This is a genomic window from Kitasatospora hibisci (assembly GCF_043950205.1).
Lineage (GTDB): Bacteria > Actinomycetota > Actinomycetes > Streptomycetales > Streptomycetaceae > Kitasatospora > Kitasatospora hibisci.
In genome coordinates this window covers 2,731,956-2,755,299 of the sequence record NZ_CP171642.1, presented here as the reverse complement: position 1 = coordinate 2,755,299, position 23,344 = coordinate 2,731,956, and the positions used below count along the sequence as shown (strand labels likewise).

19 protein-coding genes are annotated in these 23,344 nt (G+C 73.6%); 10 read left to right on the top strand and 9 right to left on the bottom strand.

Annotated elements, in window-relative coordinates:
* The first annotated feature begins 155 nt into the window (after window positions 1-155).
* Window positions 156-1,610 (top strand): ribonuclease Y, encoded by a 1,455-nt coding sequence (gene rny / locus ACF9IK_RS11710; RefSeq protein ID WP_395294177.1) that lies wholly within the window; start codon window positions 156-158, stop codon window positions 1,608-1,610.
* On the opposite strand, the gene ACF9IK_RS11705 is transcribed toward rny, so the two are convergent.
* The 5 genes from ACF9IK_RS11705 to ACF9IK_RS11685 all read right to left on the bottom strand — a co-directional run bounded on the left by ACF9IK_RS11705 (window position 1,591) and on the right by ACF9IK_RS11685 (window position 6,979).
* Entirely contained in the window at window positions 1,591-3,369 is a 1,779-nt protein-coding gene (locus ACF9IK_RS11705) for an FAD-dependent monooxygenase (RefSeq protein WP_395294176.1), read from the bottom strand. The genes rny and ACF9IK_RS11705 overlap by 20 nt on opposite strands.
* 146 nt (window positions 3,370-3,515) lie before the next feature.
* Window positions 3,516-4,367, bottom strand: a complete 852-nt coding sequence (locus ACF9IK_RS11700) for an amino acid ABC transporter permease (protein WP_395294175.1) — start codon at window positions 4,365-4,367, stop codon at window positions 3,516-3,518.
* Between the two features lie 73 nt (window positions 4,368-4,440).
* Window positions 4,441-5,091, bottom strand: a complete 651-nt coding sequence (locus ACF9IK_RS11695) for an amino acid ABC transporter permease (protein WP_238863980.1) — start codon at window positions 5,089-5,091, stop codon at window positions 4,441-4,443.
* 69 nt (window positions 5,092-5,160) lie between these two features.
* Window positions 5,161-6,072, bottom strand: coding sequence for a glutamate ABC transporter substrate-binding protein (locus ACF9IK_RS11690; protein ID WP_395294174.1), 912 nt, complete (start codon window positions 6,070-6,072; stop codon window positions 5,161-5,163).
* A gap of 133 nt (window positions 6,073-6,205) precedes the next feature.
* Window positions 6,206-6,979, bottom strand: coding sequence for an amino acid ABC transporter ATP-binding protein (locus tag ACF9IK_RS11685; RefSeq protein ID WP_395294173.1), 774 nt, complete (start codon window positions 6,977-6,979; stop codon window positions 6,206-6,208).
* Between the two features lie 410 nt (window positions 6,980-7,389).
* Between ACF9IK_RS11685 and ACF9IK_RS11680 the strand changes: the two genes are divergently transcribed.
* Complete coding sequence (locus tag ACF9IK_RS11680; protein ID WP_238863978.1) at window positions 7,390-8,142, top strand: response regulator transcription factor; 753 nt, start codon at window positions 7,390-7,392, stop codon at window positions 8,140-8,142.
* 6 nt (window positions 8,143-8,148) lie between these two features.
* Complete coding sequence (locus ACF9IK_RS11675; RefSeq protein WP_395294172.1) at window positions 8,149-9,591, top strand: sensor histidine kinase; 1,443 nt, start codon at window positions 8,149-8,151, stop codon at window positions 9,589-9,591.
* Between the two features lie 41 nt (window positions 9,592-9,632).
* Here the strand turns inward: ACF9IK_RS11675 and ACF9IK_RS11670 are convergent, their stop codons facing one another.
* A complete protein-coding gene (locus ACF9IK_RS11670) occupies window positions 9,633-10,649 on the bottom strand; it encodes a TAXI family TRAP transporter solute-binding subunit (RefSeq protein ID WP_395294171.1) in 1,017 nt (338 codons plus the stop codon).
* Between the two features lie 150 nt (window positions 10,650-10,799).
* On the opposite strand from ACF9IK_RS11670, the gene miaB reads away from it, so the two are divergent.
* Window positions 10,800-12,299 (top strand): tRNA (N6-isopentenyl adenosine(37)-C2)-methylthiotransferase MiaB, encoded by a 1,500-nt coding sequence (gene miaB, locus ACF9IK_RS11665; protein ID WP_395294170.1) that lies wholly within the window; start codon window positions 10,800-10,802, stop codon window positions 12,297-12,299.
* Between the two features lie 159 nt (window positions 12,300-12,458).
* Window positions 12,459-13,157, top strand: a complete 699-nt coding sequence (locus ACF9IK_RS11660) for a hypothetical protein (protein ID WP_395294169.1) — start codon at window positions 12,459-12,461, stop codon at window positions 13,155-13,157.
* Window positions 13,158-13,173: 16 nt separating this feature from the next.
* Here the strand turns inward: ACF9IK_RS11660 and ACF9IK_RS11655 are convergent, their stop codons facing one another.
* Window positions 13,174-13,443, bottom strand: a complete 270-nt coding sequence (locus ACF9IK_RS11655; protein WP_395294168.1) for an antitoxin — start codon at window positions 13,441-13,443, stop codon at window positions 13,174-13,176.
* 173 nt (window positions 13,444-13,616) lie between these two features.
* On the opposite strand from ACF9IK_RS11655, the gene miaA reads away from it, so the two are divergent.
* The 5 genes from miaA (at window position 13,617) to hflX (ending at window position 20,524) form a co-directional block, all read left to right on the top strand.
* A complete protein-coding gene (gene miaA / locus ACF9IK_RS11650; protein WP_395294167.1) occupies window positions 13,617-14,585 on the top strand; it encodes a tRNA (adenosine(37)-N6)-dimethylallyltransferase MiaA in 969 nt (322 codons plus the stop codon).
* A 228-nt stretch (window positions 14,586-14,813) separates the two neighbouring features.
* On the top strand, window positions 14,814-15,335 hold the full coding sequence (locus ACF9IK_RS11645) for a hypothetical protein (protein ID WP_395294166.1): 522 nt from the start codon (window positions 14,814-14,816) through the stop codon (window positions 15,333-15,335).
* 106 nt (window positions 15,336-15,441) lie between these two features.
* Window positions 15,442-16,350 (top strand): diaminopimelate epimerase, encoded by a 909-nt coding sequence (gene dapF, locus ACF9IK_RS11640; protein ID WP_395294165.1) that lies wholly within the window; start codon window positions 15,442-15,444, stop codon window positions 16,348-16,350.
* Window positions 16,351-16,524: 174 nt separating this feature from the next.
* The gene (locus tag ACF9IK_RS11635) at window positions 16,525-18,915 is read left to right on the top strand and encodes a RelA/SpoT family protein (RefSeq protein WP_395294164.1); all 2,391 of its coding nucleotides are present in this window, start codon (window positions 16,525-16,527) and stop codon (window positions 18,913-18,915) included.
* A gap of 109 nt (window positions 18,916-19,024) precedes the next feature.
* Entirely contained in the window at window positions 19,025-20,524 is a 1,500-nt protein-coding gene (gene hflX, locus ACF9IK_RS11630) for a GTPase HflX (RefSeq protein WP_395294163.1), read from the top strand.
* Window positions 20,525-20,610: 86 nt separating this feature from the next.
* Here the strand turns inward: hflX and ACF9IK_RS11625 are convergent, their stop codons facing one another.
* Complete coding sequence (locus ACF9IK_RS11625; protein ID WP_395294162.1) at window positions 20,611-21,819, bottom strand: trypsin-like serine peptidase; 1,209 nt, start codon at window positions 21,817-21,819, stop codon at window positions 20,611-20,613.
* 47 nt (window positions 21,820-21,866) lie between these two features.
* Window positions 21,867-23,057: a hypothetical protein gene (locus ACF9IK_RS11620; RefSeq protein ID WP_395294161.1), complete on the bottom strand. Its 1,191-nt coding sequence runs from the start codon at window positions 23,055-23,057 to the stop codon at window positions 21,867-21,869.
* Window positions 23,058-23,344 lie beyond the last annotated feature (287 nt).

Sequence of the window (23,344 nt, the reverse complement as noted above, 5' to 3'; positions counted from 1 at the left end):
CGGGCCAGTCTTGACCGTTTCGTAACCTGCGCTTAGCCTCGCACTCAGTGCGGGAGCGCGTCGATCACTCCTCGGCCACGCCTCGGGCAGGCCTGCCCGGACCCGGTCGCGGTTGCCCCGGACGGCGTGCCGTGCAGGGACGGGGAGTGGCCAGGATGAGGATCGCGCTGAGCACCGGATCGGTCACCTCCCTGCTGTCGGCGGTGGCGTTGATCGCCGTCGTGACGGCGGCCTGGCTGATGGTCCGGCGGCTCCAGGCGGCGCAGCGGCGCGCCGCGGCCGAGACCGAGCGGGCCCGGCGGTGGGCCGAGGGTCAGGCCGCCCAGTTGCGGGCCGAACTCGACCGGCGCGAGGAGCGGTTGACCGAGGAGCTGCGCCGACTGGACCTCCGCGAGGGCGAACTCGCCGAGCGGACCGCCGACGTGGCGCGGGCCCGGGGCGAGGCCGACGAACTTCTGCGGCGCCGGGAGGCGGAGCTGGAGCGCACCGCCGGGCTCTCGGCCGACCAGGCACGGGCCCAGCTCGTCCGGGAGGCCGAGGCACAGGCCCGGCGGGAGGCGGCCGTCACGGTCCGGGAGATCGAGCGGACCGCCAAGGAGGAGGGCGAGGAGCGGGCCCGGACGATCGTCGCCGGGGCGATCCAGCGGCTGGCGGCCGCGCAGACCGCCGAGACCGCGGTGTCGGTGTTCCGGCTGCCCAACGAGGAGATGAAGGGCCGGATCATCGGCCGCGAGGGCCGCAACATCCGCAGCTTCGAGGCGGTCACCGGCGTCAACCTGATCATCGACGACACCCCGGCCTCGGTGCAGCTGTCCTGCTTCGACCCGGTTCGCCGGGAGACCGCCCGGCTCACCCTGGAACAGCTGGTCGAGGACGGCCGCATCCATCCGCTGCGGATCGAGCACGTCCACGAGCGCAGCCGCGAGGAGGTCGAGCGGCGGTGCGTCCGGGCCGGCGAGGACGCGCTGCTGGCGGTACGGGTCGGCGGGATGCACCCGGAGCTGGTCCGCACCCTCGGCACCCTGCGCTACCGGGCCTCGTACGGGCAGAACGTGCTGGGGCACCTGGTGGAGTCGGCGCACCTGGCCGGGATGATGGCGGCCGAACTCGGGGTGGACCCGGAGCCGGCGCGGCGTGCGGCACTCCTGCACGACATCGGCAAGGCGATGACGCACGAGGTCGACGGCAGCCACGCGGCGATCGGGGCGGAGTGCGCCCGGCGGTTCGGCGAGTCGGAGGATGTGGTGCACGCGATCGCCGCGCACCACGGCGAGGTGGAGCCACAGACGGTCGAGGCGGTGCTGGTCCAGGCGGCGGACGCGTGTTCGGGCGGCCGGCCGGGGGCCCGCAAGGAGTCGCTGGAGGTCTACGTCCGCCGGTTGGAGCGGCTGGAGGAGATCGCCCGGGCACACGAGGGGGTGGCCGCGGTGTACGCGATGCAGGCCGGCCGTGAGGTGCGGGTGATGGTGCGCCCGGAGGTGGTGGACGATCTCGGTGCGCAGGTGATCGCCCGCGAGGTCGCCAAGCAGGTGTCGGAGGAGCTGACCTACCCGGGCCAGATCCGGGTGACGGTGGTCCGGGAGAGCCGGGTCACCGAGGTGGCCCGCTAGCGGAGTCCACCGCGGGGGCGGCAGGCTCGGCCACGGCGTCGCCGGGCGTGCCGTCCGTCGAACCGGGACGGCCGCCGTCCGCCGCGGCCTCGGCCGTCCCGCTCAGCGGCTGCGGCCCGCCGCGGGCCCCGTCGGCCAGCGCCTGGAGGTCCTCGGCCGCCGCGCCCTGGGTGACGCCGACCAGATGGCCGTCCGGCCGGATCAGCAGCACGGTGTGCGGCCCCGCCCCCGGGTACTCCTCGGTGACCAGGACCTCGGCCGGCACCGGCAGCGCCGCCGCGACCTCGGCGAGCCGGGGCATCAGCCCGGCACCCAGCCAGTGCTCGGTGGACCAGACGGCGGTGCCGGGAGCGACCAGCAGCAGCAGGAAGGCCGAGCCGAGCCGCGCGTGCAGCCGGTCCGGCGTGCCGTCGGTGGCCAGCACCGGGAGGTCCGGCACCAGGACACCGGGCGCGGTGGCGGGCAGCAGTTCGCTGAGCGAGGTGGTGCTGCGGCCGCCGCGCTGGACCGGCACCCGCCCGGGAACGCCGGAGGGGGCCGCCGGGTAGGCCGGGGGGCCGCCGAACCGGCCGGTGCCGAGCTGGCCGTCGGCCAGCAGCGGCGCGTGCTTGCGGAACGAGCCGGTGAGCAGCGAGCGGCGGGTGGCCTGCCAGCCTCGCAGCGGGCGCAGCAGCGGCATGGCCTGGTCGACGGCGCGCAGCCGGGCGCCGACCGCGCCGCGCCGCTCGGCCTCGTAGCCGTCCAGCAGGGTACCGCCGGGCTGGGGGCCGCCGGTGTGGAGGTGCCAGGCGAGGGCGAGGCGCCAGGCGAGGTTGTCGGCGTCGCGCAGCCCGTCGGCGAGGTTCTGCATGCCGAGCGCGCCGTGCAGGTGGGCGGCGTCGCCGGCGAGGAAGCAGCGGCCGTCACGGAAGCGGGCGGCGAGTCGTTGCTGGGCGGTGTGGTCGGCGGCGGCGAGCAGTTCGTACCGGGGGAGTTCGCCGCACCAGGCGGTGAGGGTGGCGGTGACACGGGTGAGCAGGGTGTCGCCGGTGACGATGCCGGGCCAGGTGGCGTGCGGGTCGACCGGTTCGCTGGGCGCCGGTCTGCCCGGGGGCAGCCGCCAGTCGATCCGCCAGACGCCGTCCGGCAGCGGGCGGGCGGAGGCCTCGCGGTCGCCGCGCCACGGCGGCTCGCGGTGCAGCCGGGCCTCGGTGAAGGGCAGGTCGACCCGGACGGTGGCGACGGCGTTGCGGTCGACGGCGGGCCGGCCGGGGAAGCGGATCTTCAGCAGCTTGCGGACGGTGGAGCGGGCGCCGTCGCAGCCGACCAGGTGGCTGCCGCGCCACCAGGTCTCGGTGCCGTCCTGCGGGTTGCGGGTGTGGACGCTGACGCCGTCGCGGTCCTGTTCGAGCTTGCCGACCCGGCTCAGCGGGACCAGTCTGACCAGCGGGGTGCCGGTCAGGGCGTCGCGCAGGCCGCGCTGGAGCCGGTGCTGGGGCAGGTGCAGGACGGGGCTGTCGGCGAGGTCGATCCGCAGCACCTCCTGGCGGCGGCGCCAGACGGTGAAGGCGTCCCACCGGGCGGCGTCGGAGACGGCCCGGGGGTAGCCGATGCGGGTCAGGAAGCCGGCCGTGTCGGGCCCGAGGACGACGCTGCGCGGGCCCTCGGGGCAGAGCCCGGAGCCCTCGTCCAGGACGACGGACGGCACCTCGTGCCGGGCGAGTGCGAGCGCCAGGGCCAGACCGACCGGTCCGGCCCCGACGACGATCACCGGGTCCATGCCGGGCCCTCCGGACACGGCCGGGCCGGGGCGGTGTGCTCACGTACCTCCGGGCACGGCCGGGCCGACGGGGTGGCGTCATATGCCGCGAGGATGGTCCCGGATGGTGTCACGAAGAGCAATGCAACAGTTCACCTGCGTGTCCGTCAAGCAGCAGCTGATGTGCGCCGGTTCGCGCCGCGACGGCCACGTGCTTCGATCCACCGGGCGAGCGCCGTGAGCAGCAGGCACATCGCGATGTAGATCGGGCCGATCACCAGGACCACCGGGATGTAGGGGAAGCCCGCGGCGTTCAGCGGCTGGCTGGCGATCGCCTTACCGACGAACAGCAGCTCATGGTAGGTGATGATGAAGCCGAGCGAGGTGTCCTTGAGGGTGACGACCAGCTGGCCGATCATCGAGGGCAGCATCGAGCGGATCGCCTGCGGGACCAGGATGAGGGTCATCACCTGGGTCTTGCCCATGCCGAGCGCGTAGGCGGCCTCGCCCTGGCCGCGCGGGACGGCGTTGACACCGCTGCGGATGATCTCCGCCTGGACGGAGCCGTTGTAGAGGGTGAGCCCGAGCACCAGGGCCCACATCGGCTCCTTGGCGAAGAACGCGTAGTAGAGCGCGACGATCAGGATCAGCAGCGGCATCGCCCGGAAGAACTGGACGACCGAGACCGTCGCCCAGCGCACCGGCTTGTGGTCGGAGAGCTGCCCGGCGGCGAGCAGTGCGCCCAGCACGAGCGAGAACAGCGCTGCCAGCCCGAAGGCCTCCAGGGTGGCCAGCAGGCCGTCGACGATCCGCTGCTGGACGGCGTTGTACTGGAACGCGTCCCAGAGCTGGGGGTCGAACTGGCCGTTCTCGTCGAGTGCCGAGTAGGCGTACCAGAGCAGTCCGGCGATGCCGGCCAGTGCCAGCACGCCGAGGATCCGGTTGCGGCTGCGGGCCCGGGGGCCCGGGGCGTCGTAGAGGACGCTGGCCGCGGAGGCGCGGGTGAAGAGGGAGCTCATGCGGCCACCTCGTTCCGCTCGGCAGGGGCAGTCACCGGCGCGCACCTTTCGATGGTTCGCTCGCTCCGCTCGCTCATCGGGCCACCGCCAGGCGGTCTTCCAGGAAGCGGAACACGAGGGCGACGGTGGCGCTGATCACCAGATAGGCGCAGGCCACCCAGAAGAAGATGGCGAAGATCGAGTAGCCGCGCTCGGAGAGCGTCTGCTGCACGCTGTACAGCTCGGGGACGCTGAACGCGCCGGCGATCGCCGAGTTCCTCGGCAGCGCGATGAACACGCTGCTCATCGGGGCCAGCACGGTCCGGGCGGCCTGCGGCAGGACGACCGAGGTGAGGGTCTGGCCGAAGGTCAGGCCGAGGCTGCGGGCCGCCTCGGCCTGACCGAGCGGCACGGTGTTGATGCCCGAGCGCAGCACCTCGCAGACGAACGAGGCGGTGTAGCCGCCGAGCGCCAGCACCGCGAAGACGAGGTGGCTGAAGTGCACGCCGAGCCGGGGGAGCCCGAACGCGACGGCGAAGAACAGCAGGGTCAGCGGGGTGTTGCGGAACAGCGTCACCCAGGCGGTGCCGAAGCCGCGCAGCACCGGCACGGGGGAGACCCGGAAGGCCGCCAGCAGGGTGCCCAGCAGCAGGGCGAGCAGCGCGCTGAGTGCGCTCAGCTCGATCGTCTGCAGGAAACCGTCGCGGAACAGAGCGAAGTTGTCGTCCTCGAACAGTATGCCCATCTGGCGGCCCTCCTCTCAGAATCGGTCAGGAACGGATCAGGTCCGACGTGGGTCGGGCCCGACGGGGGATCAGTAGCGCTCCAGGGCCGGCGGCTCCGGCGCGGTGGAGCCGGAGAGGCCGAGGGTGGCGTCGTAGGCCTTCTTCCAGTCGCCGTTGTCCTGGTGGGCCTTCAGGGCGTCGCTGATGGCGCCGCGCAGCGCCGCGTCGTCCTTGGCCAGGCCGACGCCGTAGTTCTCCTTGGTGAACGCCTTGCCGACCACCTTGAGCTTGGGCGCGAACTTGGAGGCGTAGCCCTTGAGGATCGCGTCGTCGGTGGTGACCGCGTCGACCTCGCCGGCCAGCAGCTTGTCGACGCAGGCGGAGTAGCTGTCGAACTGGGTGATCTTCGGCGAGTACTGCTGGATGTTCTTGATCGACGTCGAGCCGGTCGCGGTGCAGACGTTCTTGCCGTTGACCGACTCCGGGCCGGTGATCGTGGTGTTGTCGGCCTTGACCAGCAGGTCCTGGCCGGCGATGTAGTACGGGCCGGCGAAGGAGACCGTCTTCTTGCGCTCGTCGTTGATGCTGTAGGTGCCGACGTAGAAGTCGATCTGGCCCTTGTCGATGGCGGGCTCGCGCTGCGAGGAGACCAGGGTCTGCCACTTGATCTGCTGCGGGGTGAAGCCGAGGTCGGCGGCGATCATCTTGGCGATCTCGATGTCGAAGCCGCTGCGGTCGCCGGTGGCGACGTCCTCGAAGCCGAGGAACGGCTGGTCGGCCTTGGCGCCGATGATCAGCTGACCGCGCTTCTTGGCCTCGGCGAGCCGGGGCGAGTCCACCGTGACGTCGGTCTTGACGGTGTAGGTGGGCAGCTGGGGAGCGGGCGTGCCGCCGGCGCCGGTGGCCGCGGTGCTGCTCGGCGAGCCGTCCTTGCCGCAGGCGGCGGTGGCGGTGAGCGCGATGACACAGAGCGCGACGGCGAAGGTGCGACGAGTCCTCATGGGGGTAGCTCTCCTCGGGCGAAGCCACGGATCGACCGGGCTCTGGCGACAGGAAGTTGGCCGGGCAGGCCGGGGTGGCGGCGGCGTTCTCGCCGTCGTCGCCCGTTGGCCGGCCCGATGGGTCCGGTGGGGGTCAGTGGTGCAGGATCTTGGAGAGGAAGTCCTTCGCGCGGTCGCTGCGCGGCGCGGTGAAGAAGGCCTCGGGGGTGTTCTGCTCGACGATCCGGCCGTCGGCCATGAACAGCACGCGGTTGGCGGCGGAGCGGGCGAACCCCATCTCGTGGGTGACGACGACCATCGTCATGCCGTCGGCGGCCAGTTGGCGCATGACCTCCAGCACCTCGTTGATCATCTCCGGGTCCAGCGCCGAGGTGGGCTCGTCGAAGAGCATCACCTTGGGGTTCATCGCCAGGGCCCGGGCGATCGCGACGCGCTGCTGCTGGCCGCCGGAGAGCTGGGCCGGGAACTTGTCCGCCTGCGCACCGACACCGACCCGCTCCAGCAGCTCGCGGGCGGTCCGCACCGCCCGGTCGCGGTTGATCTTGCGGACCTTGACCTGGCCGAGCACCACGTTCTCCAGCACGGTCTTGTGCGCGAAGAGGTTGAAGCTCTGGAAGACCATGCCGACCTCGGCCCGCAGCCGGGCCAGTTCGCGGCCCTCGGCGGGCAGCGGCCGGCCGTCGATGGTGATCGTTCCGGAGTCGACGGTCTCAAGCCGGTTGATCGTCCGGCAGAGCGTGGACTTGCCGGAGCCGGACGGGCCGATCAGCACGACCACCTCGCCCTGCGCGATCTCCAGGTTGATGTCCTGGAGCACGTGCAGCGCGCCGAAGTGCTTGTTCACCCCGCTCAGCACCACCAGGGGGGCGTTCGCAGCGCTGGAGTCCCTGGCGAAGCTCTCGGTCATCGTGCCTGCTCCCTGGGTTCGGCCCGAGAGCTGAACTCCCTTGGGCGGCAATGGTGGTGGGTGGAGCCGGGGGCCTCGGCCGGCGGAGCCGCGGCCCCCGGTGGAAGGTGACCATAGGAGCCATGACGATGGCACGCCAGCAGATCTGAGCGGAACTTGAGGATCACGATCCGGCCACACGCCGGGCGCGGACCGTTCACCCCGTCCCCGCAGGGGCGTGTGACACCGGTGGCGCCGCGTGGTGACAGCGGGCGCCCGCCCCGGCGCACGCCGTCCCGGAGGGTCCCGGGACGTGGCCGAGCCTGGCGTCCGGCGCTCCACTGGCCCATACTGCGCAGGACCGGGACCTGCCCGGTGGGGCCCGCGAACACCACGCAACACCCCGGGGAACGTCGGGGAAAGGAGGAACGATGCGACTGCTGCTCGTCGAGGACGACGAACGCGTGGCCGCCGCGCTGGTCGCGGTGCTGGGACGGCACGGCTTCCAGGTCAGGCACGCCCGCAGCGGGCACGAGGCGCTCGACGCGCTGGTGCCGGACGGCAACGACCCGTACCGGGTGGTGCTGCTCGACCTCGGGCTGCCCGACCGCGACGGCTTCGAGGTGTGCAGCCGGATCCGGGCCGGCAGCGGCGTGCCCGTGATCATGGTCACCGCGCGGGCCGACATCCGTTCCCGGATCCACGGCCTCAACCTCGGCGCCGACGACTACGTCACCAAGCCCTACGACATGGGCGAGCTGCTCGCCCGGATCCACGCCGTCGCCCGCCGCGGCGCCGCCCCCGCCGCGGTCTCGGTCCCCACGCCCGACGCCGTCCCGCAGCAGCGGGGCCCGCTGGAGTCCCGCGGCATCACGATCGACCGCGAGCGTCGCCGGGTCAGCGTCGACGGCCGGGACGTCCCGCTCACCCGCAAGGAGTTCGACCTGCTGGCGCTGCTCGCCCAGAGCCCCGGCGTGGTCTACCGCCGCGAGCAGATCTTCAGCGAGGTCTGGCGCAGCGGCTGGGAGGGCAACGGCCGCACCCTGGAGGTGCACATCGGCTCGCTGCGCACCAAGCTCGCCCTGCCCGGCCTGGTCGAAGCCGTCCGGGGCGTCGGCTACCGGCTGATCCCCGAGTCCCCGGCGGCTGCCGCGGACGCCCCCCAGGCCCGCGCGGAGCACTGACCGCACGTGCGCACCCGCCTGCTCGGCATCCTGCTCGCGCTGATGCTCTGCGTCCTGGCCGCCCTCGGGCTGCCGCTCGCCGCGGCGGTCGCGGCCGCCGAGCAGAGCCGGGTGGTGGTCGACCGGCTCGACGACGCCGCCCGGTTCGCCCAGGACCTGCCCACCTCCGGCGTCTCCGGCCTGGAGTCCGCCCTCAAGGGCGACCCCGAGCCGGCCCCCGGCGACCTCAGCCGCCGGCACGCCCTGGACGCCGAGGTGGCCCGCTACCACGAGCTGTACGGCGTACGGCTCGGCATCTTCCAGCGCGACGGCATCCCGATCGCCACCGCGCCGGCCGACTGGCGGGTTCCCGCCGGCGGCTGGGGCGAGCAGGCCTTCCAGGAGGCGCTGGACGGGCGGCGCAGCCACAACCCGCCGCAGGTCTGGCCGTGGACCTCTGACCGCACGCTCACCATCGCCACCCCGGTGGTCCGCGACGGCGACGTGGTCGCGGTGGTGCTCAGCGAGTCCCCGACCGGTGCGCTGCGCACCCGGATGCTGCACAGCTGGCTGGTGATCGGGGCCGGTGAGGCGGCCGCGATGATCGTCGCGGTGCTGCTGGCCGTCCGGCTCACCGAGTGGGTGCTGCGCCCGGTCCGGACGCTGGACCGGGCCACCCACGACATCGCCACCGGCCGGATGAACGCCCGGGTCGCACCCGGCGGCGGACCGCCCGAACTACAGCGCCTGGCCCACTCGTTCAACGACATGGCCGACCACGTGGTGCTCGCCCTGGACCAGCAGAAGGCCTTCGTCGCGGACGCCTCGCACCAGCTGCGCAACCCGCTCGCGGCACTGCTGCTGCGGGTCGAGGTACTCGGCCTGGAGCTGCCCGAGGGGCACGAGGAGGAGCTCGGCGGGGTGCGCGAGGAGGGCGCCCGGCTGGCCAGGGTGCTGGACGACCTGCTCGGCCTGGCCACCGCCGAGCACGCCCGCCCCGCGCCCGAGCCGACCGACCTGGCCGCGCTCAGCCTGGCCCGGGTGGACGCCTGGCGGCCGGTGGCCGTCCAGCGCGGGATCGAGCTCGCCTGGGAGGGGCCGGCGGTGGCGCTCGGCATGGCCGACCCGATCGGCTTCGGCAGCGCCCTGGACGCGGTGGTCGACAACGCCCTGAAGTTCGGGCCGTCCGGCAGCCGGGTGCGGGTGCTGGTCGCCGTCCGGAGCGCCGAGGTCGCGGTGACCGTCTCGGACGGCGGGCCCGGTCTCACCGAGGAGGAGCTGGCCCGGGCCGGCGACCGCTTCTGGCGCAGTGCGCGCCACCAGAACGTGGACGGCTCCGGCCTCGGCCTCTCGATCGCCCGCACCCTGCTGCAGGCCGCCGGCGGCTCGCTCACCTTCGCCCCGGTGCAGCCGACCGGTCTCGCCGTGACCCTGGCGGTGCCGCGGGCGGAGGGCCCGGGTCGGGCCTGAGCGGGCCCGGCGGGGCCTGGGCGCGCCCGGCGGGGCCGCTTCTAGGGCTTCACCGAGCGGTAGTAGCGCATGGCGCCCTCGTGCAGCGGGAGCGGGTCGGTGTAGACCGCGGTGCGCAGGTCCACCAGCTGGGCGGCGTGCACCTGGGAGCCGATCTGGTCGCGGCTGTCTATCACCGCCCGGGTCATGCCCTCGACGAGGGCGGTGTCCACGTCGCTGCGGGTGATCAGCAGGTTGGGCACGGCCACCGTGGCGACCGGCTCCTTGGGCTCGGCGTTGGGGTAGGTGCCCTTCGGCATGGTGGCCGCCCGGTAGGCGTCGGTGCCGCCGCCCTCGACCATGTGCACGGCCTCGGCGAGGTCGCCGAGCGGGACGAGCCGGATCCGGACGTGGTCGGAGAGGTCGGTGAGCGCGCTGGTGGGCAGCCCGCCGGACCAGAAGAAGGCGTCCAGCTCGCCGGACCGCAGCCGGTCGGCCGCGTCGCCGACGCCCAGCATCACCGGCCGGATGTCGCGGTCCGGGTCCAGCCCGGCCGAGGCCAGCAGCCGGCGGGTCACCAGGTTCACCCCCGACTGCGGCAGGCCCACGCCCACCCGCAGGCCCTTGAGATCGGCCGTGCGGTGCACCGGTGAGGACGCCGGGACGATCAGCTGGAGGTAGTCGTCGTAGAGCCGGGCGATCGCCCGCAACCGGTCCTTGCCGGGGCCGGAGTACTCCGCCACCGCGTCGGCGGTGGCGATCGCGAAGTCGTCCTGGCCGCTGGTCACCCGGGCCAGGTTGTCGATCGAGCCCTGGGTGTTGTCCAGCCGCAGCTGCACCCCGGGCATCGCCCTGCCGATGTGGGACTCCAGCAGCTGCCCGTAGCGGTCGTAGACGCCCCGCTGCACGCCGGTGGCGAAGCCGGTCTCGCCGCGCGGGTAACCGGCCGGGCGGCCGGCCGACAGCCACCAGCCGCCGATCCCCGCCAGCACCAGCACCAGGACCAGCACCGTCCGCCACAGCGGGCTGCGGGCCGCTGCGCGGAGGGCGCCGGGTCGGGGGTGGGAGCTGGGGGCCATGCAGGGATAGTGCCAGGCGCGCCGGGCGAACGGGAGGGGCGAACCGGAGGACGGACACCCGGGCGCGGGTACTCGGCGCACTCGCGCCGGAGCGGAGCCCCGGGGAAAGCCAGGGGAAATCCGCTTCGCGGCTGCCCGTACCCTGGTCTGGTGAGCGGTGAGAGCGGATTGAAGAGCTACAAGGTCGTCACGCACGGCTGCCAGATGAACGTCCACGACTCCGAGCGGCTGGCCGGCCTGCTGGAGGAGGCGGGCTACGTCAAGGCCGGGACCGACGGCGACCCGGACCTGGTGGTGTTCAACACCTGCGCCGTGCGGGAGAACGCCGACAACAAGCTGTACGGCAACCTCGGCCAGCTGGCGCCGGCCAAGAGCCGCAACCGGGGCATGCAGATCGCCGTCGGCGGCTGCCTGGCGCAGAAGGACCGCGACAGCATCGTCCAGCGGGCCCCCTGGGTCGACGTGGTGTTCGGCACCCACAACATCGGCCACCTGCCGGCGCTGCTGGAGCGGGCCGCGGTCGAGAAGAAGGCCCAGGTCGAGATCCTGGAGTCGCTGGAGACCTTCCCCTCCACCCTGCCGACCCGCCGCGAGTCCGCCTACGCCGCCTGGGTCTCCATCTCGGTCGGCTGCAACAACACCTGCACCTTCTGCATCGTCCCCGCGCTCCGCGGCAAGGAGGAGGACCGCCGCCCCGGCGACGTCCTCGCCGAGATCGAGGCGCTGGTGGACGAGGGCGTCATCGAGGTCACCCTGCTCGGCCAGAACGTCAACGCCTACGGCTCCGACCTGGGCGACCGCGAGGCCTTCTCCAAGCTGCTGCGCGCAGCCGGGCAGATCGAGGGCCTGGAGCGGATCCGCTTCACGTCGCCGCACCCGCGCGACTTCACCGACGACGTGATCGCCGCGATGGCCGAGACCCCGAACGTGATGCACCAGCTGCACATGCCGCTGCAGTCGGGCTCCGACGCCGTGCTCAAGGCGATGCGCCGCTCCTACCGGCAGGAGCGCTTCCTGGGGATCATCCGGAAGGTCCGCGAGGCGATGCCGGACGCCGCGATCTCCACCGACATCATCGTGGGCTTCCCCGGTGAGACCGAGGAGGACTTCGAGCAGACCATGCACGTGGTCCGCGAGGCGCGCTTCACCAACGCCTTCACCTTCCAGTACTCCAAGCGCCCCGGCACCCCGGCCGCCGAGATGGCGGACCAGGTCCCGAAGGCCGTCGTCCAGGCCCGCTACGACCGGCTGATCGCCCTCCAGGAGGAGATCTCCTGGGAGGAGAACAAGAAGCAGGTCGGCCGCACCCTGGAGGTCCTGGTGGCGGAGGGCGAGGGCAAGAAGGACGACCGGACCGACCGGCTCTCCGGCCGCGCCCCCGACAACCGGCTGGTGCACTTCACCCGGCCCGCCGAGCCGGTGCGGCCGGGCGACACGGTGACCGTCGAGATCACCTACGCCGCCCCGCACCACCTGCTGGCCGAGGGCCCCACGCTCGCGGTGCGCCGCACCCGGGCCGGTGACGCCTGGGAGAAGCGCCGGGCCGCGCCCGCCGCCAAGCCGGCCGGCGTGATGCTCGGCCTGCCGACCGTCGGCGCCCCCGCGGCCCTGCCGTCGGCCGCCCCGGCGGGCGGCTGCTGCGGCGACTGACGGCTCCGGACACCGGGCGGGGGGGGGGGGGGGGGTGGGTGAGGGGGGGGGGGGGGGGGGGTTTTTTTCCCCCCCCCGCCTCCGTTCCCGGCCGGGGCCCGTCCGGTGGATCAGGCCTGGTCCGGCCCGATCCACGGGACAGGCCCTAAAGTGATCCACATGCTGGTTGCCGCTGCCGTCTGTCCCTGCCCGCCGCTGCTCGTCCCGGAGGTCGCCGCCGGTGCGGCCGCCGAGCTGGAGGCGCTGCGCGCGGCCTGCGACGAGGCGCTGGCCGCGCTGGTCGCGGCCCGGCCGGAGCTGGTCGTGGTGGTCGGCACCGGGCCCGAGGCCGAGGTGTGGACCGAGGGTGGGGCCGGCTCCTTCCACCGCTACGGCGTGCCGCTGGTGGTCCGGCTCCCGGTCGGCGGGGTCGAGGGGCCGGAGCTGGCACCCTCGCTGACCGTCGGCGCCTGGTTGCTGGAGCGGGCCGGCGTGAAGCTGCCCACGCACGCCTGCGCCGTCCCCGCGGACGCGCCCGCCGACCGGATGCTCGGGCTGGGCCAGGGCCTGGCCCAGCTGGCCGACCGGGTCGCCCTGCTGGTGATGGGCGACGGCAGCGCCTGCCGCTCGCTGAAGGCGCCGGGCTACCTGGACGAGCGGGCCGAGGGTTTCGACGCGGCCCTCGCCGCGGCGCTGGGCTCGGCGGACCTGGCCGCACTGGCGGCGCTGGAGCCGGGCCTGGCCGCGGAGCTGCAGGCGGAGGGCCGCGCCCCCTGGCAGGTCCTGGCCGGCGCCGCCGAGGGCGCCGGCCTCACCGCGAGCCTCGGCTACCAAGACGCGCCGTACGGCGTCGGGTACGTCGTCGCCACCTGGGACTGACGCCGCCCCCGCCGGTTCAGGCGTTCGGGCCCCGGCCGCCGTCGGGGGCCGGGCCGGTCGGGTCGCCGGGAGCACCGGTCCCCTTGGGCTTGTGGGCGAAGTCGTCCACCGCACCCTTGGCCTTGATGGTGCCGTGCTCGATCTTCTCGGTGTACTTGCCCTTGGTGGCCTTGTCGATCGCCCCGCCGGCCTTGTCCACCGCGTGCTCGATCTGGTCGCTGTGCTTGCCGGCCAGTTCACTGGCCTTCTCCTTCAGCTCCCCGGCCTTGCCCTTGAGGTTGTCCATCAGACCCATGGTGCTCTCACCGTTCCTCTCCGTCTCCTGCTCTTGCTCAACGTTCGTCGTGGCCGAACCGTTCGCAACTGCGGAAATGGCCGAAATCAGTCATATCGTCGTCCAGTGGGACCGGCTTGGCGCGGAGGTCACCGGCGCGGCGGCGGTTTTGCGAGACTGGTCCGGTGAGCACCTCCCGTACCACCGTCCCGCCCCGTCCCGCCCGGCCCCGCGTGGTCTCCGTCGTGGGCGCGACCGCCGCCGGCAAGTCCGACCTGGCCGTCGCCATCGCCCGCAGCCTCGGCGGCGAGGTGATCAACACCGACTCGATGCAGCTCTACCGCGGCATGGACATCGGCACCGCCAAGCTCGCCCTCGACGAGCGCGGCGGCGTCCCGCACCACCTGCTGGACATCTGGGACGTGACGGAGGCGGCGAGCGTCGCCGAGTACCAGCGGCTCGCCCGCACCGAGATGGACCGGCTGCTCGCCGCGGGCCGCACCCCCGTCCTGGTCGGCGGCTCCGGGCTGTACGTCCGGGCGGCGATCGACGAGATGGAGTTCCCCGGCACCGACCCCGTGGTCCGGGCCCGACTGGAGGCCGAGCTGGAGGAGCTCGGCCCCTACGCGCTCCACCGGCGGCTGGCCGATCTGGACCCGGCGGCCGCCGAGGCGATCCTGACGGGCAACGGGCGGCGGATCGTCCGGGCCCTGGAGGTCATCGAGATCACCGGGCAGCCGTTCACCGCCAGCCTGCCGAGCAACACCGCCGTCTACGACGCGGTGCAGATCGGGGTCGCGGTGCCGCGCCCCGAACTCGACGAGCGGATCACCCTGCGGGTCGACCGGATGTGGGAGGCCGGACTGCTGGACGAGGTGCGTGCGCTGGAGAAGCGCGGGCTGCGCGAGGGCCGGACGGCCTCCCGGGCGCTCGGCTACCAGCAGGTCCTGGACCACTTCGCCGGGGAGTGCACCGAGGACGAGGCGCGGGCCGAGACCGTCCGGGCGACCAAGCGCTTCGCCCGCCGTCAGGAGTCCTGGTTCCGTCGCGACGACCGGATCCACTGGCTCTCCCGCCCGGCCGGCGCCGACCCCGCCGAGCTGCTCGCCCGCTCCCTGGAGCTGATCGACCGTCAGGAATCCGCCGCGCCGTAGACGGGATCCGGCCAATCGGCGGTGCACCTGCGCGCGCAGGTGGCCGTGCAGGACGAACCGGGGGTTACGGCCCGATCACGTGATGGCCACGGATCACCCGACGACCCCGGTCAGGCCCGGAACGCACCCCTGGACATGCCATCATCGAGGTCATAAGGGTCGGTCCGGACGGGCCGACCGTGCCCGGCCGCGAGTGCACACTCGTGTCGAACTGTCAGGGGAGGCCGCGTGTCCACGGGTACCGGCCCCGAAGCCGGCCAGAGCGGCAGGCCGACGAGTGGCGGGGCCACCGCGCAGGCCGACGACCTCGACGCGGCCACCCTGCCGGATCTGCCCGTGCTGCCGGGACTCGACGCCCCCACGTCGTACGCCGTCGCGCTGCCCGTGCTGGACGGCGCCTCCTCCGGTGCCGTGCACGAGCGCGAGATCCGTCCGCGCCGCCGGCTGCGCTGGTGGCAGACGCTGCCGATCGCGCTGCTGGCCACCGCCGGCTCGCTGATGTTCGCCTTCCCGCTCGCCTTCGGCTCCGCCGGGGCGGGCTCGGCGATGGTCGGGATGCTCGGCCTGCTGCTCACCGCCGCCTCGGTCGGCTGGGGTGCGATGGCCGCCCGGCACGCCGGGTACAAGTGGCCGGGCCTGCCCCGCCGGGGCTCCGGCCGGCGGGCCGGCTGGAAGGCGATCGTGATCTACACCCTGATCGTGCTGGCCGCCTGCGCGCTGGCGCTCTGGCGCGTCGTCCACCTGCGCTGACCCCGCTCCGGGTAGCCGTACGGGCCGCCCGACAGGCCGTCCGGTGCGCGGTCCGACAGGTGGTCCGCCGGGCCGGGACGGGCGCCCGCTCAGTACCATCGGGAGGGTGAGCGAATCCTCCCAGCAGCCCGCCGGCCTGCCCTTCCTCAAGGGGCACGGCACCCAGAACGACTTCGTCATCGTGCCGGACCCGGACGGCCGGCTGGTGATCGGTCCCGAGGCCGTCGCCGCGCTCTGCGACCGCCGGGCCGGCATCGGCGCCGACGGACTGCTGCGCGTGGTGCGTTCGGCCGCGGACCCGGCCGCGGCCGACCAGGCCGACCGGGCCGAGTGGTTCATGGACTACCGCAACGCCGACGGTTCGATCGCCGAGATGTGCGGCAACGGCGTACGCGTCTTCGCCCGCTACCTGGTCGACGCCGGGCTGGCCGAGCCCGGCGAGCTGGCCGTCGCCACCCGGGCCGGCGTGCGGACGGTGCGGATCGCGGCGGACGCCGCGGACGGTACGCCGGGCGACGTCACCGTCGGGATGGGCCGCGCGGAGCTGCCCGGCCCGGACGGGATCGAGGTCGCGGTCGGCGAGCGGCGCTGGCCGGCCCGCAACGTCAACATGGGCAACCCGCACGCGGTCGCCTTCGTGGAGAGCCTGGACCACGCCGGTGAGCTGCGCAGCGCGCCGCTCACCAGCCCCGCCGGGGCCTACCCGGACGGCGTCAACGTCGAGTTCGTGGTGGACCGCGGGCCGCGGCACGTCGCGATGCGGGTGCACGAGCGCGGCTCCGGCGAGACCCTCTCCTGCGGCACCGGCGCCTGCGCCGTCGCGGTCGCCGCGATCCGCCGGGACGGCCTCGACCCGGCGGTCACCGGTGAGGCCGTCAGCTACACCGTGGACGTGCCGGGCGGGCGGCTGGTGATCACCGAGTACCCGGACGGCCGGGTGGAGAAGACCGGCCCGGCGGTGATCGTGGCCCGCGGCGAGCTCGACGCGGGGTGGCTGGCGGCTCTTCAGGGCTGAACCGCGGGCGGTTTGCCCATTTCGCGCGGCGGTGAATCCCCCCGTTCGGGTGATCCGGCTCGCGGAAGGGAAGTAGGGCGTCGCGGAACGTGGTCTGCTCGGTAGCATGGACCACCGGGTCGATCACCCCGCGTCGGGGTAGCAGGCAACCGGTGACTGCTGCCGGAGGCGCTGATGACCATCGAAGCCGGGCAGCCCCTGGCGGGGCAGCCGACGTCCGCACGGCAGGCCGGGGCCAGGCGCCCCCTGGGCGGGCTCGGCCGGGTCGCGCTGGGCCGGGCCGGACGCGCCGCCCTGCTGGCCACCGGCCGCCCGCCGGTGCCGGACGCGATCGAGCCGCTCGTCCGGGTCCACCGCCGCCACCACCCGCAGGCCGACCTCGGCCTGCTCGGCCGGGCCTACCGGCTGGCCGAGGCGAGCCACCGCGGGCAGAAGCGCAAGAGCGGCGAGCCCTACATCACCCACCCGCTGGCCGTCACCATGATCCTGGCCCAACTCGGCGCCGGGACGACCACCTTGGTCGCCTCTCTGCTCCACGACACCGTGGAGGACACCGATCTGACGCTCGATCAGGTGGGCGAGGGCTTCGGGCCCGAAGTCGCCTACCTGGTCGACGGGGTGACGAAGCTGGAGAAGGTCGACTTCGGCGCGGCCGCCGAGGCCGAGACCTTCCGCAAGATGCTGGTCGCCACCGGGGACGACGTCCGGGTGATGGTGATCAAGCTCGCCGACCGGCTGCACAACATGCGCACCATCCGGCACATGAAGCCGGCCAGCCAGCTGCGGATCGCCAAGGTCACCCGGGACGTGCTGATCCCGCTCGCCGAGCGGCTCGGCATCCAGGTGCTGAAGGCGGAGCTGGAGGACATCGTCTTCGCCACCCTCCACCCCGAGGAGTGCCGGCGCACCCGCGCCCTGCTGGCCGGGCACGAGAACGGACCGGACACCCTGCTCGAACCCTTCGCCCGGACCCTCGCCCGCCAGTTGGCGGAGGCGGGGGTGGCCGCCGAGGTGACCGTCCGCCCCCGGCACTGCGTCTCGCTGCACCGGGTACTGCTCAAACGGGCCGCCGCGCCCGGTCCGGACGGGCGGCCGCAGGGGCCGCAGCCCGCCGACTTCGGCCGGCTGCTGGTGGTGGTGGAGGAGAACGCGGACTGCTACGCCGTCCTCGGCGAGCTGCACACCTGCTGGACGCCGCTGCCGGGCGAGTTCAAGGACTTCGTGGCGGCCCCCAAGTTCAACCTGTACCAGTCGCTGCACACCGCGGTGGCGCTGGAGGGCGGCGCGGTGGTGGAGGTGCTGGTCCGCACCCGGCGGATGCACGAGGTCGCCGAGACCGGCGTGGTCGCCCTGGGCGACCCGCGGCAGCCGGGGGCCGGCGCCGACCAGGGCGGCGGTGACGAGCTGGACCGCACCGACCCGGCCCGGCCCGGCTGGCTCAGCCGGCTGCTGGAGTGGCAGCAGGAGACGCCGGACCCGGACGCCTTCTGGTCCGCCCTCACCGCCGACCTCGCCGGGGACCGCGAGATCACCGTCGTCACGGAGACCGGCGAAACGCTTCAGCTGAGGGCCGGCGCCAGCTGCGTCGACGCCGCCTACCTGCTCGGGGAGGAGACCGGCCACCGATGTATCGGCGCCCGGGTCAACGGCCGGCTCACCGCGCTCTCCACCGTGCTCCAGGACGGCGACCTGGTCGCCATCCTGACCGAGCAGGGCGACCCGGCGGCCCGGCCGTCCGGCCCGGCGCCCGATTGGCTGGCGCACGCCCGGACCCCGGCCGCCCGGCTGGCCATCGAGCGGTGGCTGGCGGACCACCCGGCCCGCGTCCCGGTGGTCCGCACCGGCCCCTCGGCCGGCCAGCCGGCGCCGCCCGCGCACCGGGCCGCCGAGCGCGGCGCCGCCCCGGTGGCGGTGGCCGGCCGGCCCGGTGCGCCGGTCCGGCTGGCCCGGTGCTGCACCCCGGTGCCGCCGGACGAGGTCAGCGGCTTCGCGATCCGCGGCGGCACGGTCGCCGTGCACCGCACCGGCTGCCCGGCCGGGGAGCGGATGCGGGCGGACGGTCGCGGCGCCCTGGAGATCCACTGGCAGCCCGGCGGCGCCCCGCCGTCCGGCTACCGGGCCACCCTGCGGGCCGAGGCGCTCAACCGGCCCCGGCTGCTGGCCGACCTCACCGCGGCGATCTCCGGCGAGGGCGTCGGGATCGTCTCGGCCGAGGTGGAGCCGCCGCAGGAGCTGCGGGTGCGGCACACCTACACCCTGGAGCTGCCCGACCCGGCGGTGCTGGCCGTGGTGATGCGGGCGATGCTGCGGGTCTCCGGGGTGTACGACGTCAGCCGGCCGCACGCCCCCGAGGGCGGCGCCTCCGCGCGCACCCCGGCCGGTGCGGCCGAGCCGGCGCCGCCCGGAGAGGGTGCGGAGCCCGGGGCGGGGGCGGCGTCCGGGGGAAATGGGGGTGACCCGCCCGCGCCGGGCGTGCGACCATCAGGGGGAATTCACGGCCGGTCCGCGGCGTTCACCGGGCAATGGGAGAACCTGCCCGCACGGGTCCGCGGTCCCGAGGGGTAGCTCACACCTCGCCCGAGCGGTAGACGGGGCGGCAGCTGGGCAGACTCCGGGTGTGACCGTCCGGTACGGTCACGCAGACAGGCCTTCCGACCAGCAGCCAAAGGACAGAATGACCTCCACGTTCGACACCCGCGACCACGCCGACGCCCCGCGCCGCATCGACGGCCGGCGAGCGGACGCCCTCATGGACGAGGACCTCGCGGCCATCGACGAGGACCTCGGCCACCACTACGACGGCGACCAGTACGACCGCAGTGAGCGTGCCGCCCTGCGGCGCGTCGCCGGACTCTCCACCGAACTCCAGGACGTCACCGAGGTCGAGTACCGCCAGCTCCGTCTGGAGCGCGTGGTGCTCGTCGGCGTCTGGACCGACGGCACGGTCGAGGAGGCGGAGAACTCGCTCGCCGAGCTCGCCGCGCTCGCCGAGACCGCCGGCTCCCAGGTGCTGGACGGCGTCATCCAGCGCCGTGACAAGCCCGACGCGGCCACCTACATCGGCTCCGGCAAGGCCAGGGAGCTGCGCGACATCGTCGCGGCGACCGGTGCCGACACCGTGGTCTGCGACGGTGAGCTCACCCCGGGCCAGCTGATCCACCTGGAGGACGTGGTCAAGGTCAAGGTCGTCGACCGGACGGCCCTGATCCTCGACATCTTCGCCCAGCACGCCAAGTCCCGCGAGGGCAAGGCGCAGGTCTCGCTCGCGCAGATGCAGTACATGCTGCCGCGCCTGCGCGGCTGGGGTCAGTCGCTCTCCCGGCAGATGGGTGGTGGTGGCTCCGGCTCGTCCGGCGGCGGCATGGCCACCCGTGGCCCCGGTGAGACCAAGATCGAGACCGACCGGCGCCGGATCCGCGAGAAGATGGCGAAGCTCCGCAAGGAGATCGCCGACATGAAGAAGGGCCGCGACACCAAGCGCCAGGAGCGCAAGCGGCACCAGGTGCCGTCCGTGGCCATCGCCGGCTACACCAACGCCGGCAAGTCCTCCCTGCTCAACCGTCTCACCGGTGCGGGCGTGCTGGTGGAGAACGCGCTGTTCGCCACCCTGGACCCGACCGTGCGCCGGGCGCAGACCCCGAGCGGCCGGCTCTACACCCTGGCCGACACCGTCGGCTTCGTCCGGCACCTGCCGCACCACCTGGTCGAGGCGTTCCGCTCGACCATGGAGGAGGTCGCCGACGCCGACCTGATCCTGCACGTGGTGGACGGCTCGCACCCCGAGCCGGAGACGCAGCTGGCGGCCGTCCGCGAGGTCATCGTCTCGGTCGACGCACAGAACGTGCCGGAGATCGTGGTGATCAACAAGGCCGACGCGGCCGACCCGCTCGTGCTGCAGCGGCTGCTGCGCCGCGAGCCGCACGCCATCGTGGTGTCGGCCCGCAGCGGCCAGGGCATGGACGAGCTGCTGAAGCTCATCGACGACGAGCTCCCGCGGCCCGCCGTCGAGGTGCAGGCGCTCGTGCCGTACACCCAGGGGGGCCTGGTCTCCCGGGTGCACGCCGAGGGCGAGTTGCTCTCCACCGAGCACACCGCCGAGGGCACCCTGGTGCACGCCAAGGTCCCGGCCGAGCTGGCCGCCGAGCTGGAGCACTTCGCGGTCGCGACCGCGTAGGGCCGGCCGGATGCCCGGGCCGAGCGCTCCGGGCCGCCCGGGCCGAGCGCCTGGGCCGGGCGTCCGCGCGTGCAGGCCGACCGGCGTTACCTGGCGTTCTTGGAGAAGTAGTCGAAGGCCTGCTTCGCCTGCTCCTGGAGGGAGGGGCCGGCCATGTACTCGGACGGGTTACGGTTGCCGATCGAGTTGACGCTGATCAGGTTCGGCTTGCCGTCCTTGGTGATGAACCAGCCGCCGCCGCTGGAGCCGCCGGTCATGGTGCAGCCGATCACGTACATCGGCGGGCGGGTCTGGTCGAAGGAGAGCCTGCCCGGGCGGACGGCCGAGTCGCAGTGGTTGAGCTCCATGCCGTCGAACGGCCGCTCGGCGGGGTAGCCGTAGGAGAACGCCGAGGTGATCTGCTCGTGCGGTGCGTTGAACCAGATCGGGATCGAGCCGCCGACCGCCTCCTCCAGCGAGAGGCCGGAGCCGTTCTCGTTGCGGACCCGGATGATCCCGTAGTCGTACTGGGAGTTCGCGCCGACGCCGCTCTCCTTCACCCAGTTCGGCGAGACCAGTGCCTTGACCGCCGTCCACCGGCCGTAGGGGGAGACCTGCTGCTCGGTGTACCGCTTGCCCCGGCTGGCCTGGCCGTCCCGGTTGTAGCCGGGGACGAAGACGATGTTCTTCAGCCAGGTGCCGCCCTTGCCGTCGTGCAGGCAGTGCGCGGCGGTGTAGACGAGGTTGCTGCGGCCCGGGTTGGCCGGGTCGGAGACCACGGTGCCCGAGCACATCGAGTCGCCCTCGGGCGCAGTCATGAAGATCTTGCCGACGACGGCCGTCGCCGGACTGTACGGGTGCGGCTGCGGCTTGGCCGGGATCGCGGCCGGGGGCTCGTCGCGCTGGACCGAGCTGCCGGCCGACTTGTGCGAGTACTCCGGGGTGGCCCGGCCCTTGGCGTCCTCCATCTTGGCGATCGACCAGAAGCCCTGGGCGACCTCGTTGACGAAGGCGTTGTCGCCGATGAACCGCGCCCAGTCGTCCAGCTTCCAGCCGGCGACGTCCTGCAGGCCGGTGGGAAGCGCGGGCTTGCCGCCCCCGGGCGCGGCCGCGGTGGCCGAGGCCGGCGGCCCCCCGGCGTCGGTGCTCTTCTCGTTGTCCGGTCCGCAGGCGGTCGCGGTGAGCGCGAGCGCGGCCAGCACGGCCGCCGCCGGCGCGGCCCGGCGGCCGCCCCGCGGTCGGCCGTCCGGCTCCCCGGGCGCCGGCACCGCGGTGGTCAGTGCCCTGGTCGACCGTGCCCTGATGGTCAGTCGCATGGTGGTCGGTCCCCGTCGGTCGTGCGGTCGGTCGGACGCGGGTGGCGCTACTTCTGCTTCCGCGAGATGTACTCCAGCGCCTGCTTGGCGACCGTCTCCAGGTACGGGCCGCTCAGCGAGGTGTGGTCCTGCGTGCCGATGGAGGTGTTGCTGACCAGCGCGAGCTTGCCGTCGGGCATCTTCGCGAACCAGCCGCCGCCGCTGGAGCCCTGGGTCATGTTGCAGCCGATGGTGAGCATCGACGGCCGCTTCGGGTCGAAGGAGAGCCGGACCGGCTTGCCGCCGTCGCACTTGTACAGCTCCTGCCCGTCGAAGGGCTTGTAGAGCGGGTAGCCGACGGCCGAGACGGAGAGCTTGTCGCGCGGGGCGTCGAACCAGACCGGGACGGCCGAGCCGACCGTCTCCTCCAACGACTTGCCGGTGTCGTTCTGGTTCTGCACCCGCATGACCGCGAAGTCGTACTGGCTGGCCGCGTCACCGGTGCCGCCGCCCTCGACCGTCCACTGCGGCGAGGTCACCACGTCCTTGGCCCACCAGGTGCCCAGCGGTGCCAGCTCCGCCAGGGGGGCCTTCTTGCCGCCGCTGGAGGCACCGGAGTTGTTGTAGGCGGGCACGAAGACGAGGTCCTTGAAGAAGTTGCCGCCCTTGCCCTGGTGCACGCAGTGCCCGGCCGTCCAGACCAGGTTGCTCTTGCCGGGGTGCGCCGGGTCCGCGATCACGGTGGCCGAGCAGTTGCCCCGGCCGCCCTCGGCGCTGAAGAACACCTTCCCGGACGGCTGCTTGGTGTAGGGGCGGGCCATCGGGACGGCCTTGACCACCGGCGGCTCGGGGTCGGTGACCCCGGCGTCGCCGGCCGGCTTGGCGGTGGGCGGCGCCGGGTCGGCCGGCTTGGAGTCGCCCATCTTGTCCGGGTTCCAGAAGTCCTTGACGACCGGGTTGTTGAAGACGTGCTTGGAGGCCCAGTTGTCCCAGTCCTCGAACTTCCACTTCTTCAGGTCGTCCCAGCTCTTCGGCAGGCCCTCCAGCAGGCTGGTCGGGATGCCCGTCGGCAGGGTGAGGCCGCCGATCACGCCGCCGCCGCCCGCGGCGGAGCCGGTGGCGCTCGCCGAGGCCGGCGGAGGCGCGGCGCTCGTGCCGCCGGCGTCCCCGGACGGACCGTCCGGGCCGCAGGCGCTCACGGCGAACAGCGTTCCGGCGGCGAGGGCCGCGGCCACGGCTGACCTGTGGATCGATGGCATGGTGTCGCTTCCCCCAGCTAGTCCTTGTTTCCCGGCCGTTCCGCTGCGGCGCCGGCCGGCCGCCTTGGAGTCTCCCACTGGCCACCAGGACGGCCCCGGGCGGCCCCCGGGTTCCGGAACCGACGGGAGGTCATCGATCTGTGACGAACGCCGGGCCGGCTCGTTGCCGCGACAGGCAGGGGCGATCATCCCACGGGTGAACAATCACCGGTCTTCACCCGGACGAGTGAGTCGTTCTTGTGATCACCCGTCAGGGATAGGTAACCCTTACCTGACGCGACGGTGCG

Excerpts from the sequence above, each read along its gene's own strand:
- rny (WP_395294177.1), top strand. The coding sequence starts at position 156 with ATGAGGATCGCGCTGAGCACCGGATCGGTCACCTCCCTGCTGTCGGCG.
- ACF9IK_RS11705 (WP_395294176.1), bottom strand. The coding sequence starts at position 3,369 with ATGGACCCGGTGATCGTCGTCGGGGCCGGACCGGTCGGTCTGGCCCTG.
- ACF9IK_RS11700 (WP_395294175.1), bottom strand. The coding sequence starts at position 4,367 with ATGAGCTCCCTCTTCACCCGCGCCTCCGCGGCCAGCGTCCTCTACGAC.
- ACF9IK_RS11695 (WP_238863980.1), bottom strand. The coding sequence starts at position 5,091 with ATGGGCATACTGTTCGAGGACGACAACTTCGCTCTGTTCCGCGACGGT.
- ACF9IK_RS11690 (WP_395294174.1), bottom strand. The coding sequence starts at position 6,072 with ATGAGGACTCGTCGCACCTTCGCCGTCGCGCTCTGTGTCATCGCGCTC.
- ACF9IK_RS11685 (WP_395294173.1), bottom strand. The coding sequence starts at position 6,979 with ATGACCGAGAGCTTCGCCAGGGACTCCAGCGCTGCGAACGCCCCCCTG.
- ACF9IK_RS11680 (WP_238863978.1), top strand. The coding sequence starts at position 7,390 with ATGCGACTGCTGCTCGTCGAGGACGACGAACGCGTGGCCGCCGCGCTG.
- ACF9IK_RS11670 (WP_395294171.1), bottom strand. The coding sequence starts at position 10,649 with ATGGCCCCCAGCTCCCACCCCCGACCCGGCGCCCTCCGCGCAGCGGCC.
- ACF9IK_RS11660 (WP_395294169.1), top strand. The coding sequence starts at position 12,459 with ATGCTGGTTGCCGCTGCCGTCTGTCCCTGCCCGCCGCTGCTCGTCCCG.
- ACF9IK_RS11655 (WP_395294168.1), bottom strand. The coding sequence starts at position 13,443 with ATGGACAACCTCAAGGGCAAGGCCGGGGAGCTGAAGGAGAAGGCCAGT.
- ACF9IK_RS11635 (WP_395294164.1), top strand. The coding sequence starts at position 16,525 with ATGACCATCGAAGCCGGGCAGCCCCTGGCGGGGCAGCCGACGTCCGCA.
- hflX (WP_395294163.1), top strand. The coding sequence starts at position 19,025 with ATGACCTCCACGTTCGACACCCGCGACCACGCCGACGCCCCGCGCCGC.
- ACF9IK_RS11625 (WP_395294162.1), bottom strand. The coding sequence starts at position 21,819 with ATGCGACTGACCATCAGGGCACGGTCGACCAGGGCACTGACCACCGCG.
- ACF9IK_RS11620 (WP_395294161.1), bottom strand. The coding sequence starts at position 23,057 with ATGCCATCGATCCACAGGTCAGCCGTGGCCGCGGCCCTCGCCGCCGGA.